Raw genomic sequence first — 16062 nt, 5'->3', positions numbered from 1 at the left:
ACGCCGGGGTAGGGGAAGACCGGCCTTAAACGGTTACCTTTCGGATAGCCGAACGGTGATCGGAATCGATCGACACGAGTGGGGGGCGATCGGGGTCGAATCGGTGGGGCCGATTCCCGACTGACGACTCCGACACGCTTATTCGCGAACGGGGACCATTCACGTATAGTGAGTACTGAGACGCCAGAACCGACCGAAACCGAAGCGTTCGAACGGGTCTGTGAGACGCTCGTCGAGCGGATCCTCGCCGGCGAGGTCGAACGCGACGAGGTCGAGAAAGCCAAACTCGAGGCCTGTTCGGAACACTCGGCACCGAAGGTGCCGAAAAACTCCGAACTGCTGGATTACGCGCCCGAGGAGCACCGCGAGGACCTCGAGACCGTGCTCCAGCGGAAACCGGTGCGGACGGCGTCGGGCGTCTCGCCGGTCGCGATCATGACCTCGCCCGAGCGCTGTCCACACGGCAAGTGTCTCTACTGTCCGGGCGGTCCCGATTCGGAGTTTTCCTCCTCGCAGAGCTACACGGGCGAGGAGCCGGCCGCCGCCCGCGGCGTCCAGAACGACTACGACCCGTACGGCCAGGTCACGCTCCGACTCGAGCAGTTGCGCCAGATCGGCCACCCCGTCGACAAGGTCGAACTCATCCTGATGGGCGGGACGATGACCGCCCGGAGCCACGACTACCAGGAGTGGTTCGTCAAGCGGGCCCTCGAGGCGATGAACGACTACGACGTCGACAAGGAGCCCGAGCCGGCCCAGGGAGTCAGTTTCGCCGAGGACCCCGAGGAGTACGAGTGGCAGTACCTCGAGGACGTCATCGCCGAAAACGAGACGGCTGACATCCGCAACATCGGGACGACCTTCGAGACGAAGCCCGACTGGTGTGACCCCGAACAGATCGATCGGATGCTCGAGCTTGGCGGGACGAAAGTCGAGGTCGGCGTCCAGACGACCTTCGAGCGGATCAACAGGGAGATGCACCGGGGCCACGGCGCGCAGGCGTCGATCGACGCCAATCGGCGGCTGCGCGACTCGGCGTTCAAGGTCGGGTTCCACATGATGCCCGGCCAGCCCGGAATGAGCAAGGAGATGTGTCTCGAGGACTTCCGGCGACTCTTCGAGGAAGAACAGTGGAAGCCCGACTACCTGAAGATCTACCCGACGCTCGTGGTGCGGGGCACTGCGACCTACGACTGGTGGCACAGAGACGAGTACGACCCCCTCTCGAACGACGAGGCCGCCGACCTGATCGCGGAGATCAAGGACATGATCCCCCGGTACACCCGACTCCAGCGCGTCCAGCGGGACATCCCGGCGGACTTCATCGACGCGGGCGTCTGGAAGTCGAACCTCCGCCAGCTCGCGCGCAAGCGCATGGACGAACACGGCTGGACGTGTGAGTGCATCCGCTGTCGCGAGGCCGGAATGCACGACGACGAACCGGAAACCGTCGAATTAGACGTGATGAGCTACGAGGCCTGTGGCGGCACCGAGCACTTCATTTCCGTCGAGGACTTCGAGAAGGACCTCCTCGTGGGCTTTTGCCGACTCCGGTTCCCGAACGATCCCGTCCGCCCGGAACTCGAGAACGCGGCGCTGGTCCGGGAACTCCACGTCTACGGCTCGGAAGTCGCGATGGGTGACGACGGCGCGACCGACCAGCACCAACACCAGGGCTACGGCCGTCGGCTGATGGACCACGCCGAGACACTGGCCGCCGACGCCGGCTACGACAAGGTAAGCGTCATCTCCGGCATCGGTGCTCGAGAGTACTACCGGAACAAGCTCGGCTACCATCAGGACGGCCCGTACGTCAGCAAACGATTGTGAGTGGACGGTCCGTACGTCAGCCACCGCCTGTAAGTCGCGCTCGTGGATCGTGTCGTCCGGATCGCAGCGCCCGCTTAGGTGGTGTCTGACCCCGACGCCGAATTTATTGTCGATGGTGTAGATTCGAATTAAAATCGAAAAATTTATTCGGGTATTCCCACAATTATCCGCTGCCGACAGTGGTCGGCACCGTTGTCAACCCCCCCCCCACTCCGACAACGCCACATCACCGTCCGATCGAGTGCGTCGAACGCCACTCATCGTTCGATTCCTGGTGCGGCCATCTCGGCGCGCTCGTCCCCGGACCTTTCTGTGCTGTCACCATCCCGTCAGTTTCGTTCTCTCATGCGCTCTCGGGTAGCCAGAGCGGTGCGTCCACGGTGTGGCGGCCGCCGTCGACGACCGTCTGCGAGAGAAGCCAGTCGGTCACTCCGTCCTCGGAAGCCGGAAGGTGTGGGCCGTCCGAGGGCGGTGCGCTCGTGAACGCCGGTCGTCCTGTCGTGCCGACCGGGGTACAAACCAGTACACAGCCCAACTGCGGGACGGGACGCCTCGCCGTCCTCGGCGAAGCGGTCACGCCTCGCGCGCCCTCCGATAGCCGAGACCGCCCTCGTAACAGAGGTAGCCAAGCGCCACTCCGCCGGCGAGGAGGCCGAGGATCGTTCGGTCGGTGCCGTCGGCGACAGCGAGAAACGACGGGAGCAAGGACAAACTGACCAGCGCTGGGGTCCGAATGCGAGTTCGCGGCGCGTGCTCGCCATCGCGGTCGGTCACCGCGAGGTACAGCTGTGGTCCGAGAATCGGGAGCACGATCATAACGAAGACGCCAAAGAGGACGTGATCGATCTCGAGGACCAGTCCGATGCTCATCCCGCAGCGAAGAGAACGGCCGCGACAGCGAGAACGCGGTTCTCTCGTGAGAGCATAGGACACGTTCGGACGCTGATAGTATATTCGTTCGGATGAACGTGCAACGGAGTCGTCGGCGCTCGGGCCACGACCGGCGAGATCGTCAGTCGATCGTGACCTCGAGTTCGAGCAGGCCGAGGTGGGGCGGTGCACCGCCGCCGTTCGTGCGGAACTCCTCGGGCGTCGAGTTGACGACGTTGTAGAAGTCCGACTGGCTGGTCGGGACGAGCGTACTGCCGTCGTCGCGCTGGAGGAACGCCGGGGTGTCAGTGCCCTCGATGAGTTCGAGTTGTTCCTGCCAGTCCTCGTCGGCGTAGATGAAGGTGCCAAACGAGAACCGGCCTGCGGCGAGCGCGTCGTGTTTCGACAGGAACAGTCCGGCTTCCTCGGCGTTGTACTCCTCGTCGCTCACCCAGGCGATCGCGGCGATGCCCTCGGCTTGGAGGAGGTAGAAGTCCCAGGAGAGCGTCGCGTCGAACACCGCCCAGACGCTGCGCGGGCCGACGGTGTGGAGTTCGACGCTGAACGCGGGCCGCAGTCGATCACCCTCCGGTTCGGGGACGAAGGTGGCGTCGTAGCCCGGCGATCGGATGCCCCGATCGTGGTAGACGACGCCGTCCATATCGATCCCCGCGTCGATCCGGTCGACGATTCCGCGGACGGTGGCCCCGCCCTGCCCCTCGAGGTGCTCGAGGAAGTCGGGAAATCGAGAGACGTCCGTCCAGGGTCGCTCGTCGTCCGCGCTCATACTGCTTCCCCCCCGCGGGCGGTGCGTGATCGACACTGGTCCCCGACACACGACAGCGGCCTGCCCACATCGGCCGTGGGGTTCCCGGTAGCCTCGTCCATGGGTCTTACTGGGTGGTGGCGCGGATTAGGCTTTCCGACCTCGAGGCGGTGTCCAGCGAGTCGGGCGTCGTCGTCCAGGCGGGGGATCCGGTCGGTTCGGGCGCTGGCGTCGGAGCGACACGTCTTTTTGACCGGGACGGGCAGTGTGAGGTATGGATCCAAAGCGGGAGCTCACCAGCGTCGACCTCGCCGCCCTCGTCGGGGAATTCGGTGCCTACGAGGGTGCGAAGGTCGACAAAGCGTACCTTTACGGCGACGACCTCGTCCGGCTCAAGATGCGGGACTTCGATCGGGGCCGCATGGAGCTGATCCTCGAGGTCGGCGAGGTCAAGCGGGCCCACACGGTCGCCCCCGAGCGCGTCCCCGACGCTCCCGGGCGGCCGCCGCAGTTCGCGATGATGCTGCGCAACCGACTGTCGGGCGCGGACTTCGCCGGCGTCGAGCAATACGAGTTCGACCGCATCCTCGAGTTCGTCTTCGAGCGCGACGACGGCACGACCCGGATCATCGTCGAACTGTTCGGCCAGGGCAACGTCGCGGTCACCGACGGCGAGTACGAGGTGATCGACTGTCTCGAGACCGTGCGCCTAAAATCTCGGACCGTCGTTCCGGGCTCGCGCTACGAGTTCCCCGACACCCGGACGAACCCGCTGACGGTCTCCCGGGAGGCCTTCGACCACGAAATGGACGACTCCGATACGGACGTGGTCAGAACGCTCGCGACCCAGCTGAACTTCGGCGGGCTCTACGCCGAGGAGGTCTGTACCCGCGCCGGCGTCGAGAAGGGGCTGGACATCGACGACGCCGACGAGGACGTCTACGATCGACTCTACGAGACCATCGAGCGACTGGCACTCGACATCCGAAACGGGAACTTCGACCCGCGACTCTACGTCGAGCGCGACGACGAGGGCGATTCCGAGGAAGGCGACGACGGCGGGAACGATGGGCAGGTCGTCGACGTGACGCCGTTCCCGCTCGAGGAACACGACGATCTCGACGGCGAGGCCTACGACTCGTTTCTCTCCGCGCTGGACGACTACTTCTTCAGGCTCGAACTCGCCGAGGAGGAGGAGCCGGATCCGACCGACCAGCGTCCGGACTTCGAGTCGGAGATCGCCAAACACGAGCGGATCATCGAGCAACAGCAGGGTGCGATCGAGGGGTTCGAGCAGGAGGCCGACTCGTTGCGCGAGCAGGCCGAACTGCTCTACGCCGAGTACGGGCTGGTCGACGACATCCTCTCGACGATTCAGGGGGCCCGCGAACAGGACCGCTCCTGGGACGAGATCAGGGACCGGTTCGAGGAGGGTGCCGAGCAGGGTATCGACGCGGCGGAGGCGGTCATCGACGTCGACGGCAGCGACGGCACCGTCGTCGTCGGGATCGACGGCGAACGGATCGACCTCGACGCCCAGCAGGGCGTCGAACAGAACGCGGATCGACTCTACACCGAGGCAAAACGCGTCGAGGAGAAAAAAGAGGGTGCGCTGGCGGCCATCGAAAACACTCGCGAGGACCTCGAGGACGCCAAGCGCCGCCGCGAGGAGTGGGAGGCTGACGAGAGCGACGGTGCGGACGAGGACGAGTCCGACGAGGAGGACGGCGACGACCGCGACTGGCTCGCAGCGCCGTCCATCCCGATCCGCGAAAACGAGCCCTGGTTCGATCGGTTCCGCTGGTTCCACACCAGCGACGGCTTCCTCGTGATCGGCGGCCGCAACGCCGACCAGAACGAGGAACTCGTCAAGAAGTACCTCGAGCCGGGCGACGTGGTGCTCCACACGCAGGCCCACGGTGGCCCCGTCACCGTGTTGAAGGCGACGGACCCGAGCGAGGCCTCCTCGAGCGACATCGAACTCCCCGAATCGAGCATCGAGGAGGCTGCCCAGTTCGCCGTCTCCTACTCGTCGGTCTGGAAGGACGGTCGCTACGCGGGCGACGTCTACGCCGTCGACTCCGATCAGGTCTCGAAGACTCCCGAGAGCGGCGAGTACCTCGAGAAAGGCGGGTTCGCGATCCGGGGCGACCGGACGTACTACCGCGATACACCGGTCGGCGTCGCGGTCGGCATCCAGTGTGAGCCCTACACGCGGGTGATCGGCGGTCCGCCGTCGGCGATCGAAACGCAGGCGGAGACGACGATCGAACTCGAGCCCGGCCGATACGCCCAGGCCGACGCGGCGAAGCGTCTCTATCGGCGCTTCCGCGAGCGGTTCGCCGACGAGTCGTTCGTCCGAAAGATCGCGAGCCCCGACCGGATCCAGCACTTCATGCCACCGGGTGGCAGTCGGATCGCGGACGACTGAGACGGCCCCGTCCGGAGTGACGGTCGTCGCTCTGGCTGACGGCCGCGGCACGATCCGCTGGCCACCATCGGCGGAGGCGTCGGTTCGCTGTTCGAGAAACGGCTGCACCTGCCGGGACCGCGATTACACGCCGGCTCGTGGTCGTGCTCGTATGGTCGAGATCGATACCGATACCGAGACGGAGCCGGAGCTGGGCACCGCCACGATCGTGTACGAACTGCCGGGAGAAGACGTCGAACGCGTCACCGTCGACAACGACCGGATCGCCTACTTCCAGGACCACTGGCTGTTCGCGTACGGGACCGACGAGGACGGCAACGACGTCGTTCGCCGCGTTCCCAAAGCACGCGTCCACTTCGTCGAACGGTCCGTCGAGGAGGTCACCGAAACGTTCGAATCCGGCCTCGAGAAGGCGAAGGCGAAACTCGAGGAGCTCCGTGACTGACGGCAGGTCGCCGACGTGAGACTCGCCGTCCCGGACGGCGGGGACGTGGGCAAGATCCATGTAAGTCGTTGCCGTATCCGTGCGTATGTCAGCAGACGACAGTACGCGCGTCGACGAAGTGATGTCGACGCCGCTCGAAACCGTCTCGAGGAGCGCGACGATTCGGGAGGCTGCGACGGTGATGCGCGACGAGGAGATCACTGCGCTCGTGGTGACGACGGATCCCCCGTCGATCATCACCAGCACCGATCTCGTGAACGTCGCCGCCGAGGGCCGCGATCCGACCGACGTGCAGGTCGAGGACGTGATGACGAAGTCCGTCGAGACCGTGCCACCGACCCTCTATCTCGAGGAAGTGGCTGCGATGATGACCGGCCTCAGTATCGGTCACCTGCCAGTGGTCGAGAAGGACGACTACGTCGGGATGATTTCCTCGACCGACGTCACTGCGGAACTTTCCTGACGACGGGCGACGAAGCCGACCGCGGTCGATTCGGCGATCGAGCGGACTCACCTCCGGTTGGCGTCGCTACCGCCGTTCGACGGGTGACTCGTCCATGTGCATCTCGTGAATCGAGATGCGAATGTCGGAGGCATCGTCGAACTCGGTCGTCGGCTGGTCGGCCTGGTCTCGTTCGAGACGGTCGTCGCCGCCTTCGGCTCGGCGGATCGTCCGTCGCTCGGCTTCGTCGTACGCCGATCCCATGGCGATCAGGAAGCCAACCATCGCCGTCACGAGCGCGACGGCACCGATCGCGACGGCTCCGATCGCGACTACCGCACCGGAGAGGACCTGACCGGAGACCAGCAGCGAGACCGCCGTGACGGCTGCGATCAACGTGAGCAGGCGGGCGAGTCGGCTGGTATCGAGCCCGCGGTATGATTTCTCGCCAGTCGTATCGAACAACACGTCCAGGATCCCGTTGTAGGAATCGTCGGTCCGGGCGTTCCCAAGCGAGTGCGTCGATTGCGCGACCCAGACGCCTGCGGTGAAGTTGAGGAAGGCGACGAACGAGACGAGTCCGATCTGGCCGTCGACGAACAGTCCCGACACGATCGCGCCGGTAAACGTCACCGCCATGATCGCGTGGGTCACGAGCGACCGAGTGCCGAAGTCTTCGAGTTGTGCGAGGTATCCCATGTTCATACCTAGCAAAGGGGGACGACGAGAATAGCGTTGGTCCCTACCTATGTCAATTGTCTACAAGCATCACGACTGTCGGCTTCGACGGACGGATTCGATCGGATAGCCGATGCTCGAGCGCGAAGCATCGCTCAGTTCGGCCACGAATCGCGACTTCGGCGGGGTACACACGCCGTGCTGTCGTCGGAACCACGCAGAACCGACGATTTCGATCGGTTCCCGCCGGCTATCGGATCCGTTCGGGTTAGAGCAAGTTGTTTTCAGCGATCGGGCCGATGACGGGGAAACTCGTCCGGTTGCCCTGGAACGCCATGACCAGGAGGTAGAGCCAGACGAGCAAGAGGGCGAACCCGATCCCCATCTGCGAGAGGAACGATAGGATCCCGATCAGGAACCCCAGAACGTCGCCGACGAGCATCGCCACGACCGTCGTGAAGACGTTGAGCGCGATGTATATCGCCGTCGAGGCGACCCCGAAGACGATGCTCTGGGCGGCGTGGAAGCGGGCGAACTCGTTTTCGTCCTCGAGGAGATAGATGAGAATCCCCGTCAGAGGCGAGAACAGGTACGCGATCGCACCCAGTACGTTCCCGTCGGGACCGAGGCTGGTTGCTGACGATGCTGCTGTTGTCGTTCCGGTTGCTGGTTCGTTTCTCGTTGACATCGGTGATCGACCCCATAGACCGGGATGAGGTACTTCGCTGTATTGGATAGGTCTCATATAAAAATACCGTTTACTGTCGTAAAATCAAATTCGGGCGGATCTCGGATCACTATTCGTGAGGGGGTAACCAATCGGTTGACCGCGACCCCGAGCACGAGCGACCGTCGCTCGGATCGCAGTCCACTTACCGCCACCCTGCAAACGAACGTCCATGCAGATCAAAGACCGGGAGCAGGTCGAGGGCGGCCGCGAGCGGGTCACCGTCGTCCCCGAGAGCGTCGACGACCTCTGGCACCTGCAGTACGTCCTCGAGCCCGGCGATCGCGTCGCGGGCGATACGACTCGACGGATCCAGCGCAACGACGACCAGATGCGGGACACGGGCGGGGAACGCGAACACATGTGGGTCGCCATCGCCGTCGAGACGATCGAGTTCCACAAGTTCGCCAACCGGCTGCGGGTCGGCGGCGAGATCGTCGCCTGCTCGCGCGAGGATCAACTCGACTTTCACCACACGCTCAACGTCGAAGCGCGCGACGAGATTTCGATCGAAAAGCGATTCAAGCCCGATCAGGTGGCCCGCCTCGAGGAGGCCGAGGAGGCGACCGAGAACCCCGACGTCGCGATCGCTACGGTCGAAGAAGGACAGGCTCACGTCCATACCGTCGCCCAGTACGGCACCGAAGAACGAGCGACGATCACCGGCACGACCGGCAAGGGCGAGTACGCCCGCGGGCGCTCGGAGCTGTTCGAAGAGCTCGCGACGGTCCTCACGCGCCTCGAGGTCGACGCGATCATCCTCGCCGGGCCCGGCTTTACGAAGCAAGACGCCTACAAGTACCTCGAAGACAACGAGCCCGAGGTGGCCGACCTGATCACGATGGTCGACACGGCGGCCGTCGGTGACCGGGGCGTCCACGAGGTGCTCAAACGCGGCGCAGTCGCGGACGTCCAGGAGGAGACCCGGATCGAAAGCGAGGCCGAGTACATCGACGAACTCACGCGGCGCATCGCGGACGGTGCCAAGGCGGCGTACGGCCCCGAACAGGTGAAAAAGGCCGCGGAGTTCGGTGCGATCGAGCGCCTGCTCGTGCTCGACGATCGATTACAGCGTGAACGCGGCCCGGACGGCGAGTGGGCGATCAGCGTCGACGAGATCGTCCGTACGACCGAGCAGAAAGGTGGCGACGTGACGGTCTTCTCGAGCGAGTTCCCGCCCGGACAGCAGCTCTCGAATCTCGGCGGGATCGCGGCGCTGTTGCGGTATCGACTCGAGTGAGTCGAGGGGGCCGTCCCGGTCACTCGACGCGCAGTTCCTCACTGGCTTCGATCAACTGGATCAGGACGGCGGCAAACAGCGAGCCGGCACTCCAGATCGCCGTCTCGCCGTCCTCGCCGCCGAGAACGCTCACGAGGATACTATCGTCGTCGCCGATGACGATCCGTCCCGACTGTTGCTCGTCCGCCCGATGGCCGGGCGGGCGTTCGACGATGACGCCCTCGACGTCGGCAAACCGCTCTCGAACGCCCGGGGCCCTGCTGACGACGATCACCGCGACGCCGTTTCGTGCCCGCTCGGCGAGGGTCCGTTCGATCGCGTCGGTGAGGAGATCGGTGCGGCGGGTCCCGAAGACGATCCGTTCCTCCGCCTGCGAGAGGATATCGACGGTCCGGTCGTCGACGCGGTCGCGGCCGCGAACCGTCCAGATGTCTTCCTGGGTCTCTTCCCCGGCCGGTTCGCTCTTGACGGTTTCGACGTAGTCGAACGCTCGATCCTGTTCGCGCTCGAATTCCTCCCGGAGGATCTCTCGTGCCTCCTCGACGCTGACCGGTCGGTACCGGATCGGCTTCGACTGTTGAACCTCGAGGAGTCCCCGGTCCTCCAGGCTGTCGGCGACGCTGTAGACCTGCGATCGGGGGACGTCGGTGGCGTCCGCGACGTCTCGTGCCGTTCCTGCGCTCAGCCGATGCAGCGCGATGAATACCTTGGCCTCGTAGCTGGTAAGCCCGAGCTGCTCGAAGGCGTCGACGGCCTTGGCTTCGTCGCTATTCACTCCTCGTCACCTCCCTGGTAGTCGGCGTCGGTCCCGCCATCGCTCGCAGTGGAGGTCCCCGCCCGTCTCCCGGGGGTGTCGAACGAGACGTCCGGCCCGAAGTACCGCGTCCACGTGACCAGCAGCGTCGGCAGGACGACGACGCTGGCCAGGAAGGCATACGTGATCGTCAGCGCGGTAATGATCCCGAACTGGCGGAGTGCGGGGAGGATGGCGAAGGCGAGCGTTCCGAACCCGCCGACGGTGGTCGCCGCGCTGCCGAGTAGTGCGCCACCGGTGCCGGTGACGGTCGTTCGCAGCGCCGACCAGACGTTCCCCTGGCGCTCGAGTTCGAGCGTGTAGCGGGCGCTGACGTGAATGCTGTAGGCGACGCCGAGTCCGACGGTGAGACTCGTGATCATCCCCGTGAGCACGTTGAAGGGCATGCCGATGAGGTACATCGTCCCCAGAATCCAGCTGACGGAGAACGCGACCGGTAACAGGGTCACGGCACCCAGCGAGGCACTGTTGCCGGTCACCCAGTACGCACCGGTGAGGAACAGGAACACCGCCACGAGCGTAATCAGCAAGCTCTCGAGGACGGTATCGAGCAGGTCCTGTTCGACGATGTGATTGACGATCGGATCGCCGGTAGCGATCGCGCTCCAGCGGCCGTCGCTGCCGTCTTCGATGTCGCCGGCGATGGTCCGAATCTCGCTGGTCGTTTCGCTCGTCGTGGCATCGCCGTCCAGGGCGATGACCAACCGGGCGGACTCGTACGTTCCGCCGTCGGTCCGGTGGAGGACCTGGTTCGCGGCGTCCTCGTCGATCTCGTAGAGTTGATCGTACAGCGCCGAGACGTTCTCGTCGGGAACGTCGTCGTCGTCGGTATCGGCCGCAGTGAACGACTCGTTGAACGACTCGTTTTGCGCGGCGATCCCTTCCATCGTCGTCAGCGGATCCCGTACGTCGGTCTCGTTCGTCGCGAGCGTGTACGCGATCTCGCTGTCGGCGACGTCGTTCCGGGCGTCGTCGATTTCCTCGAGTACGGCGGGATCGGTGACGGTGCCCTCGACGAGGATCTGTGCCTGCTGGTCCTCTCGCTGGAAGTTCTGATTGACGTACTCGAGGTCGTCCTTGGCGTGGTACTCGCCGGGACTCATCCCGCCCGGGAGGGTTTCGGTCCACGATGGGGGACTGTCCGCGAGGAAGTCCTCCTCCTGGAAGCTGGTGTCGACCTGGGTTGCACCGTATACCCCGCCTGCAGTGAGCAACGCGACGACGAGGAAGACGACCAGGGGGATCCGTCTGGCGGCGGTCGAACCCACCGTCAGAAGGTCGCTGAAGCGCCCACCGCCGGTCCCGAACGCACGTTTCCGCCGATCGATGCCGCGGGACTCGAGGAACTCGTCGATCTCGACCTTTGCGGCCGGGATCAGCGCACCGAAGACGATCAGTGCGGTGACGATCCCGACCGAACTGACGATGCCGAACTCCCTGATGGGGGCGATGGGACTAACGAGGTTCGAGAGGAAGCCGATCACGGTCGTGGCCGTCACCCAGACGAGGGCGGCACCCACGCCGGCCAGTGCGACCCCCATCGAGCCGCGGACGGTCCCGCTCGCGCCGTCCGCCTCGCGTTGCTCGCGGTGGCGCATGAAGACGTGAATCGCGTAGTCGATCGACAGGCCGATCAGGAGGACCGGCACTGCGACGAACAGCTGGTTGAACGCGATCCCGGTCCAGCCCATGAAGCCGAACGTCCAGACGAGGACGGCGACGATACCGGCGACGCCGAGGACGATATCCAGCGGATCGCGGTAGGCGATCAACAGCGCGATCACGACGAACAGCAACGCCAGCGGGCCGACGATGGCGAGGCTGTCGGCCATCGACCGGTCGATCTCGTCGGTGATGATCCCGCTCCCGAAGACGAGATACGAGTCGTCGTAGTCGGTTGCCAGCTCACGGATCTCGAGTTGGCTGTCGACGACCCGATCGCTGACCCCGCCGCCGACCCCACCCGTCCCGTCGTCGGGAGTCGACTGGACGACCGAGGTGACCCGTGCCTCGGCGTCGGTACTGCCCTGTTCGTAGGACGCCGACAGGAGTGCGAGCGCGGCGTTGTCCTCGGAGTCGTTCGTCGACAGCGTCCGCTCGAGCGTCCGCTCGAACGCCGCGTCGTCGAGCTCCTCGATAGCCGCGATCTGTTCGTCGAGTGGCGGTCGATCGTCGCTCTCTAGGGCTGCGTACTCCGCCTGGAGGACGCCGGCCGTTCCCGACCGATACGCCTCCTCGAGGTCGGCGGTGAGTTGCTGGTAGTCGGGGTTCTCGCGTGGGTTCGCCGACAGGGATTCGATCTCGTAGCGCTGAGATTCGATCTCCCTGACCTGCTGTAGTGCCGACTCGTAGCGGGCCGTCTGGGTCTCGTTGAGTCCCCTCGTCGAGCGCTCGACGACGACGTCGAACTGCCCCTCGAGTTCGGCCGCCCGTGGCCGGTACTCCGACTGGTTGATCGAGCCGCTCTCGAGGGACGCGTTGAGCTCCTCGTACTGGCGTTGGAGTCCGGCCGTCTCGTTGAGCCCGTCCTCAAGTCGTGCGCTGGTTTCGTTCACCCGTTGGGCGTCCTCCGTTCTGATCGCCGTGATGGCGACCAGGTTCTCGATGCCAGTGATCGGCTGCTCCCCGGCGAGCGTCGCGTTGATCGACTCGTCGGCTCGCAGTTCCTGCTGGAACTCGAGGGACGCGAGCAGCGACTCTCTCGTGAGCACGTCGTCACCGCGTGCGATTACCTGAACGCGGGTCGTGTTCTCCTGTTGATCGCTCGTGAAGTTCCCGTCGATCCGCTCGAGGGCCTTCGCTTCCTCGGATTCGGTCTCGAACTGGGAGAGGGAGGAATCGTCGTCGACCATCGGTGCGCCAGCCCCGACGAGCGCCGTCGAGACGAGAAGGATCACGAGGACGATCCGTGAGTGGGCGGTAATGGCGCGTGCGATCCGTTCGGGGCCGCTCATCCGTTCACCTCCAGGTTCGTATCGGAGCAGTCGTGTGGGCCCATTCTGTTGTTATGTTCTTACAAACAGGCGCGCATTTACGTGTTCGGAATGGATGGCTTTTTGAAATGTTGGGGGTCGCGCTCGAGGCCTGGAGCCCACGAACCCGACGCGAACGCACGGTATAGCAATTAGCAGTTGCCTTTACAGGTACTGCAGTTTTGTGAAGCGGGAAGCACCACTGCGACTGTCGATGCGACCCACTATTCGGCGACTGGTTCACAGAGTCGAGCGGCAACTCGAGAGCGGTCGTCGCCCGGAACCCACGTCAGACCTCATGTCGGCGTTTTCTGATACGTTTGGAGTCGGTAGATAGTGCGGCCTGCTCCGAGGAGGACGATGGCGGCGAACGCGAGCGCGACTGCCTCGGGCACCGATCTCCCGGCAGCGACCAGCCCGAACGCGATCGTCGCAACGCCCACTCGAATCGCGAGATTGCCGACGATATTCGCTGCGACTCCTTTCGGGACGTCCGTCGATGTATCGTAGCCAGCGATGAGGAACGTCCATTCGCGGTACTTGATCAGATACCCGAGGAGCACGGTCCCGAGTCCGACGAGCACTGTTTCCGGCGATTCGGCCAGTGACTCGATCATACGTGTTAGTACACTAAACTACGACATAAAACTGTCTAGGAAACAATTCGAACGGGATATTCACTGTCCGTGGAAGTTTCGAACGGCATAGACGGGCCGTTGGTGGAAACCAGGAAACAACGGAGAGCAGGCGTGAGGAGTGCACGGACCGGGATCGCTGCTGCTCGCGGTATTGCTCGCAGCAGAAATGCGCAGACCGGGATTTGAACCCGGGCCATGAGCTTGGAAGGCTTCTATCACAATCCGTGTGATTTCACCCATCAAACAGGGTTCAATTCGACGCAGAACGACACAGATTCAACACCAACTTCGACAGTCACCCCGTCTCAGTCTTGCATTTTCCCTCGTTAGCGTTCCCGGTTTCCTCGGCTCGTAATACTATTTAGGATATTATAAAGGCCGGTGTCGTGAGCTTTAGGGCTTACATCTATACGCACTGTCTAGTTCTGCACCTCCTCGACCGGCTTTTTTCCATCGAGAGCCTGATGCGGCCTCAGGTGGTTGTAGTAATGCACGAACTGTTCAAGCCACTGACGGGCGCTCGCCCGACTACCCACCCACGAATTATGGAAGCGGTCGATCCGCATTTTGAGGGTATGAAACTACTTTTCGATGAGGTTTCGGTCGATATAGTTGACCTGACCGCTCAATCCTAATCGAGCAAGAGCAGTCCGATAGCCGAATTGATCGACGAGAAACTCAGCCTCTGAGAGATCGTGTTTCTCACGGAGGCCAGCCAGGAACGCAGCCGCCGGATCGGTGCCATGTCGCCCAAATAACGCGACATCAAGGAGTAACTTCGTCTCGATGTCTATTGCAGCATACAACCAAGACCACTCCCGGTTAATCTTGACAGCGGTCTCGTCAACAGCGACCCGCGACGGCGATGCCGTCGGTGGGTCGCGTCCGCTGTCAGCCAGCCGATGGACCCAGTTCCAGACTGCTCCGTGAGAGCGTTCAACGCCTCATTCAGCGAGGATCGTTGTTGTCTCCCGAAGCGAACAACCGGTCTGATGGAGGCGGGCGGCGAACGCCCTGACGGGCGTCGCCGTCCGCTCGTTCTCCCAAGATTCTTCTAAATCCGTCTCATAACTCTCGCTGAGCAGGTCTGCGAGCATCAACCAACTCAACAGTACGACCTGCTCACTTCTCAAACTGGCTCAACTAGACAGTGCCCTTATTCTATACTTTCTCCGTGTCTGACTGTTTGAAACCGTCCAGTTCATCTAATGCGGTTCTGTTGAAATCCTCTTCTTCAGACATAGCACAGTTCGAAGCAGTTAGTCACTGAAGAGTGCGAATTGAGCGAAGAACTTTTTGTGGAATCAACGGAATACGAGAACAAGATGGATACCAGCCGTTCCAACCATGGTCTCTTGGCGTATTTTCTGTTTCTTCTTGGCGCAGTCTTCATTGGTCCACTTGAAGCTGTATTGGGGTTGGCGCTTTACTGGCTCCTTGGGAGTCAAGAAGAGTCGCCACAGAATGAATCCTAGTTCGTCAGTAATTTCCTACTTGCATCCTACCATTTGTACGTCCTATACTGACTGCAAACAGCTCAGAATGTGTTATCTACTGAGGACTTCAACAGGGCCAGCCGACCCTATCTACGATCCTTGATGCCGATCCTACCCTCGACGCACCGATTGAACTGTAGTATCAATCAACCGTTCCCCATCCTCGTTCACCCAGAGCGTTTCAATGAGAGACTGAAGACGACGAACAATACATATTCGTACAATACGGCTGATTTAGGTCGAACGAAGGGGAAGTCGATCCGATATTCTGTCACTCGTAGGCCTCGTACGGCTCGACCAACGTCAGGAGATCTTGTTCCAGTTCACCGCCAACAAACCGGACGTGCCCCGTTTCAGCCTCGTAGTCGATTATCCGAGCCTCCTCCAGTTTTGGAAGATGAGTATGGTGAAGTACAATTCGGATGCGTTGTTGGTGTTCGTCTGACTCCCGTCTCGGGTCTTCGTTCCGAACCCGGTCTGCAACGCGATCTACGAGCGCATCGTATTCCAGTGTCTTCTCAGAAGCGTTGTCCAACGCGTTGAGGGTGGCGCGTCGGTGTTCGTTCGCTACTGCCGACAGAATCGTATCGGGGGAGATCGATCTCTCACGCCCCGAAGAACCGGTACCCTCATCAATTGACTGTATCTCACGTGTCCCCATCTCTCGACTCTCATCCATACTCACATAGCGTAGTCCCATCTGCCTGGCTCTG

The 16062-nt window shown here is 62.9% G+C and carries 13 protein-coding genes and 1 pseudogene; 5 read left to right on the top strand and 9 right to left on the bottom strand.

Going from position 1 to position 16062, the window contains the following annotated elements; all coding sequences use genetic code 11:
* Positions 1 to 168: 168 nt before the first annotated feature.
* Complete coding sequence (locus J0X27_RS04485) at positions 169 to 1830, top strand: tRNA uridine(34) 5-carboxymethylaminomethyl modification radical SAM/GNAT enzyme Elp3 (protein ID WP_207271238.1); 1662 nt, start codon at positions 169 to 171, stop codon at positions 1828 to 1830.
* 573 nt (positions 1831 to 2403) lie between these two features.
* On the opposite strand, the gene J0X27_RS04480 is transcribed toward J0X27_RS04485, so the two are convergent.
* Positions 2404 to 2700, bottom strand: coding sequence for a hypothetical protein (locus J0X27_RS04480; protein ID WP_224214656.1), 297 nt, complete (start codon positions 2698 to 2700; stop codon positions 2404 to 2406).
* Positions 2701 to 2842: 142 nt separating this feature from the next.
* A complete protein-coding gene (locus tag J0X27_RS04475) occupies positions 2843 to 3487 on the bottom strand; it encodes a hypothetical protein (protein WP_207271237.1) in 645 nt (214 codons plus the stop codon).
* 253 nt (positions 3488 to 3740) lie between these two features.
* Between J0X27_RS04475 and rqcH the strand changes: the two genes are divergently transcribed.
* From rqcH to J0X27_RS04460, 3 genes are all read left to right on the top strand, one after another.
* Positions 3741 to 5897, top strand: coding sequence for a ribosome rescue protein RqcH (gene rqcH, locus J0X27_RS04470; RefSeq protein ID WP_207271236.1), 2157 nt, complete (start codon positions 3741 to 3743; stop codon positions 5895 to 5897).
* Positions 5898 to 6048: 151 nt separating this feature from the next.
* Positions 6049 to 6342: a hypothetical protein gene (locus J0X27_RS04465; protein WP_207271235.1), complete on the top strand. Its 294-nt coding sequence runs from the start codon at positions 6049 to 6051 to the stop codon at positions 6340 to 6342.
* Between the two features lie 121 nt (positions 6343 to 6463).
* Complete coding sequence (locus tag J0X27_RS04460; RefSeq protein ID WP_207272028.1) at positions 6464 to 6805, top strand: CBS domain-containing protein; 342 nt, start codon at positions 6464 to 6466, stop codon at positions 6803 to 6805.
* 66 nt (positions 6806 to 6871) lie between these two features.
* Here J0X27_RS04460 and J0X27_RS04455 read toward each other — a convergent pair whose 3' ends face one another.
* Together J0X27_RS04455 and J0X27_RS04450 are read right to left on the bottom strand one after the other, a co-directional pair.
* Positions 6872 to 7489: a hypothetical protein gene (locus tag J0X27_RS04455; protein ID WP_207271234.1), complete on the bottom strand. Its 618-nt coding sequence runs from the start codon at positions 7487 to 7489 to the stop codon at positions 6872 to 6874.
* 241 nt (positions 7490 to 7730) lie between these two features.
* Positions 7731 to 8150, bottom strand: coding sequence for a DUF4870 domain-containing protein (locus J0X27_RS04450; RefSeq protein ID WP_207271233.1), 420 nt, complete (start codon positions 8148 to 8150; stop codon positions 7731 to 7733).
* A 211-nt stretch (positions 8151 to 8361) separates the two neighbouring features.
* Between J0X27_RS04450 and J0X27_RS04445 the strand changes: the two genes are divergently transcribed.
* Positions 8362 to 9429, top strand: a complete 1068-nt coding sequence (locus J0X27_RS04445) for an mRNA surveillance protein pelota (protein ID WP_097378431.1) — start codon at positions 8362 to 8364, stop codon at positions 9427 to 9429.
* 19 nt (positions 9430 to 9448) lie between these two features.
* Here J0X27_RS04445 and J0X27_RS04440 read toward each other — a convergent pair whose 3' ends face one another.
* The 5 genes and pseudogenes from J0X27_RS04440 to J0X27_RS17860 form a co-directional block, all read right to left on the bottom strand.
* Entirely contained in the window at positions 9449 to 10204 is a 756-nt protein-coding gene (locus J0X27_RS04440; protein ID WP_207271232.1) for a TrmB family transcriptional regulator, read from the bottom strand.
* Positions 10201 to 13197, bottom strand: coding sequence for an MMPL family transporter (locus J0X27_RS04435; protein WP_207271231.1), 2997 nt, complete (start codon positions 13195 to 13197; stop codon positions 10201 to 10203). Before J0X27_RS04435 ends, J0X27_RS04440 begins: the two co-directional genes overlap by 4 nt.
* Before the next feature lie 314 nt (positions 13198 to 13511).
* Positions 13512 to 13832 (bottom strand): DUF3784 domain-containing protein, encoded by a 321-nt coding sequence (locus J0X27_RS04430; RefSeq protein WP_207271230.1) that lies wholly within the window; start codon positions 13830 to 13832, stop codon positions 13512 to 13514.
* A 440-nt stretch (positions 13833 to 14272) separates the two neighbouring features.
* Positions 14273 to 14950: pseudogene (locus tag J0X27_RS04425) on the bottom strand (IS6 family transposase).
* Positions 14951 to 15620: 670 nt separating this feature from the next.
* Positions 15621 to 16049, bottom strand: coding sequence for a DUF7344 domain-containing protein (locus tag J0X27_RS17860; RefSeq protein WP_224214657.1), 429 nt, complete (start codon positions 16047 to 16049; stop codon positions 15621 to 15623).
* Positions 16050 to 16062: the final 13 nt, after the last annotated feature.

This window comes from Natrinema longum (assembly GCF_017352095.1).
Classification (GTDB): domain Archaea; phylum Halobacteriota; class Halobacteria; order Halobacteriales; family Natrialbaceae; genus Natrinema; species Natrinema longum.
Note: the sequence above shows the minus strand (reverse complement) of the source record. Positions and strands in the feature narration are given on the sequence as shown.